The organism is Kordia jejudonensis (assembly GCF_001005315.1).
In the GTDB taxonomy this organism is placed as follows: domain Bacteria; phylum Bacteroidota; class Bacteroidia; order Flavobacteriales; family Flavobacteriaceae; genus Kordia; species Kordia jejudonensis.
The window spans coordinates 1-2,872 of record NZ_LBMG01000116.1 but is presented as its reverse complement, the minus strand read 5'-3'; the positions used below and the strand labels follow the sequence as shown (position 1 = coordinate 2,872).

Below are 2,872 nucleotides of genomic sequence, written 5' to 3'. Positions count from 1 at the left end.
AAAATAACAAGAAGCAGTACATAAGCCTACGGGTAATTAGTACTACTCGGCTATGACATTACTGCCTTTACACCTATAGCCTATCAACGTGGTCATCTCCCACGACCCTTTAAAGAAATCTCATCTTGTGGTGGGTTTCGCGCTTATATGCTTTCAGCGCTTATCCCTTCCCAACGTAGCTACTCTGCAATGCTCCTGGCGGAACAACAGATACACCAGAGGTTAGTCCAACTCGGTCCTCTCGTACTAGAGTCAGATCCACGCAAATTTCTAACGCCCACAGCAGATAGAGACCGAACTGTCTCACGACGTTCTGAACCCAGCTCGCGTGCCACTTTAATGGGCGAACAGCCCAACCCTTGGGACCTTCTCCAGCCCCAGGATGTGACGAGCCGACATCGAGGTGCCAAACCCCCCCGTCGATGTGAGCTCTTGGGGGAGATCAGCCTGTTATCCCCGGAGTACCTTTTATCCTTTGAGCGATGGCCCTTCCATGCGGAACCACCGGATCACTATGCTCTTGTTTCCAACCTGATCGACCTGTATGTCTCTCAGTCAAGCACCCTTATGCCATTGCACTCTACGCACGGTTACCAAGCGTGCTGAGGGTACCTTTAGAAGCCTCCGTTACTCTTTTGGAGGCGACCACCCCAGTCAAACTACCCACCACGCACTGTTCCTCGCTAGAGGTTAGGCTTCAGATAAGCAAAGGGTGGTATTTCAACAACGACTCACACATGCCTGGCGACACATGATCGAAGTCTCCCACCTATCCTACACATTACTTATCCAAAGTCAATACGAAGCTATAGTAAAGGTTCACGGGGTCTTTTCGTCCCGCTGCGGGTAATCGGCATCTTCACCGATACTACAATTTCACCGAGCTCATGGCTGAGACAGTGTCCAGATCGTTGCACCATTCGTGCAGGTCGGAACTTACCCGACAAGGAATTTCGCTACCTTAGGACCGTTATAGTTACGGCCGCCGTTTACTGGGGCTTCAATTCAGATCTTCGCCGAAGCTAAACCCTCCTCTTAACCTTCCAGCACCGGGCAGGTGTCAGGCCTTATACATCATCTTTCGATTTAGCAAAGCCCTATGTTTTTGATAAACAGTCGCCTGGACCTTTTCACTGCGGCCCATCCGAAGATGGGCGACCTTTCTCCCGAAGTTACAGGTCGATTTTGCCTAGTTCCTTAGCCATGAATCTCTCGAGCACCTTAGAATTCTCATCCCAACTACCTGTGTCGGTTTACGGTACGGGCTGCTTCACTTGGTTTTCTTGGAAGTCGATTTGCTAGATTATCAGCGCGGCCGTAGCCTTACTGTACTATCGAGGTGTTACCACTCTCTTCAACGCACTATTCCGTCAGTGCGCACTAACTTTTCGCCTCCGTCACTTTTAGCGTGAGCAGGTAGCAGAATATTAACTGCTTGTCCATCCACTACCCCTTTCGGGTTCGCGTTAGGTCCCGACTAACCCTCAGCTGATTAGCATAGCTGAGGAAACCTTAGTCTTTCGGTGTGCGGGTTTCTCGCCCGCATTATCGTTACTTATGCCTACATTTTCTTTTCTATCCGCTCCAGCAATCCTCGCAGACCACATTCTGCGCAGATAGAATGCTCCCCTACCACTCCTTATAGAAGTCCATAGCTTCGGTAATATACTTATGCCCGATTATTATCCATGCTCGACCGCTCGACTAGTGAGCTGTTACGCACTCTTTAAATGAATGGCTGCTTCCAAGCCAACATCCTAGCTGTCTAGGCAGTCAAACCTCGTTTATTCAACTTAGTATATATTTGGGGACCTTAGCTGATGGTCCGGGTTCTTTCCCTCTCGGACATGGACCTTAGCACCCATGCCCTCACTGCATTAAAACATTTTATAGCATTCGGAGTTTGTCAGGAATTGGTAGGCGGTGAAGCCCCCGCATCCAATCAGTAGCTCTACCTCTATAAAACTATTAATACGCTGCACCTAAATGCATTTCGGGGAGTACGAGCTATTTCCGAGTTTGATTGGCCTTTCACCCCTACCCACAGGTCATCCGAAGACTTTTCAACGTCAACCGGTTCGGTCCTCCACTGTGTGTTACCACAGCTTCAACCTGCCCATGGGTAGATCACACGGTTTCGCGTCTACCACTACTAACTATAGCGCCCTATTCAGACTCGCTTTCGCTACGGCTCCACACCTGAAGTGTTTAACCTCGCTAGCAACGGTAACTCGTAGGCTCATTATGCAAAAGGCACGCCGTCACTGATAAATCAGCTCCGACCGCTTGTAAGCGTATGGTTTCAGGGTCTATTTCACTCCCTTATTCAGGGTTCTTTTCACCTTTCCCTCACGGTACTAGTTCACTATCGGTCTCTCAGGAGTATTTAGCCTTAGCGGATGGTCCCGCCAAATTCACACAGGGTTACACGTGCCCCGCGCTACTCAGGATACCACTATCAATAATTAATCTTACCTATACGGGACTATCACCCTCTATGGCCTGTCTTTCCAAACAGTTCTAATTCAATTAACATCAAATAACGTGGTCCTACAACCCCAAAATTGCCGTAACAACTTTGGTTTGGGCTATTCCGCGTTCGCTCGCCACTACTAGCGGAATCACTTTTGTTTTCTTCTCCTCCGGGTACTTAGATGTTTCAGTTCTCCGGGTTTGCCTCCTTGCGGATGACATGTCTTCAACATGCCGGGTTGCCCCATTCGGATATCTGCGGATCACAAAGTATGTGCCTCTCCCCGCAGCTTTTCGCAGCTTATCACGTCCTTCATCGCCTCTGAGAGCCTAGGCATTCCCCATACGCCCTTACTTAGCTTATTGTACTTTTGCTCTTTATTATTTTTAAATATTTTTT

At 48.8% G+C, this 2,872-nt stretch carries 1 rRNA gene; it reads right to left on the bottom strand.

Annotated elements, in window-relative coordinates:
* Positions 1 to 16: 16 nt before the first annotated feature.
* Positions 17 to 2,838: ribosomal RNA gene (locus AA089_RS22800) — 23S ribosomal RNA — on the bottom strand.
* Between the last annotated feature and the right edge of the window lie 34 nt (positions 2,839 to 2,872).